General features: G+C 70.4%; 1 protein-coding gene. It reads right to left on the reverse strand.

What is annotated here, in order from left to right; all coding sequences use genetic code 11:
- The coding region (locus tag ACFP2T_RS35915; protein ID WP_377429858.1) for an AMP-binding protein at positions 1 to 682 on the reverse strand (682 nt) is incomplete at both ends.

The raw sequence follows: 682 nt of genomic DNA on the forward strand, positions 1-682 counted from the left end.
TTCCAGCGGCACCACGACGGTCGGGACCATGTACTCCGGCAGCCGCCCGGCGGCGAACTCCCGCAACACCGCCACGTCCACCCCACCATCGGTGGGTACGACGTAGGCGACCAGACGTTTGACCTCGGGCTGGTCCTCCCGGACGATGACCGCGACCTGGCCGACCGACTCGTGCCCGGCCAGGACCGCCTCGACCTCACCGGGCTCGACCCGGAAGCCACGGATCTTGACCTGCTCGTCCGCCCGACCCGCGAACAACAACTGGCCGTCCGGGGTCCAGCGGGCCAGGTCACCGGACCGGTACATCCGGCCGCTGTTTCCGTTGTCGGTGTAGGGGCAGGCGACGAACCGTTCCGCGGTCAGACCGGCCCGGGCGATGTAACCCCGGGCCAACTGCGGACCCGCGACATACAGTTCGCCGGTGACTCCGGGTGGAACCGGGCGCAGGAACTCGTCCAGGACGTACACCTGGGTGTTGCCGATCGGGCGGCCGATCGGCGGCGCCGTGTCGGTGGCGCGCATGGTCGGTAGTGGTACGGCGGTGGTGATGACGGTCGCCTCGGTCGGCCCGTACGTGTTCCAGACCCGGGACTGGGCCGTCCACCGGCTCGCCAACTCCGCTGTCAGGCGTTCGGCGCCCAGGACCCAGTTCCCGACCCCGGGCACAGTCCCCGGATCCAAC

The organism is Plantactinospora solaniradicis, assembly GCF_042658085.1.
Taxonomy (GTDB): Bacteria; Actinomycetota; Actinomycetes; order Mycobacteriales; family Micromonosporaceae; genus Plantactinospora; species Plantactinospora solaniradicis.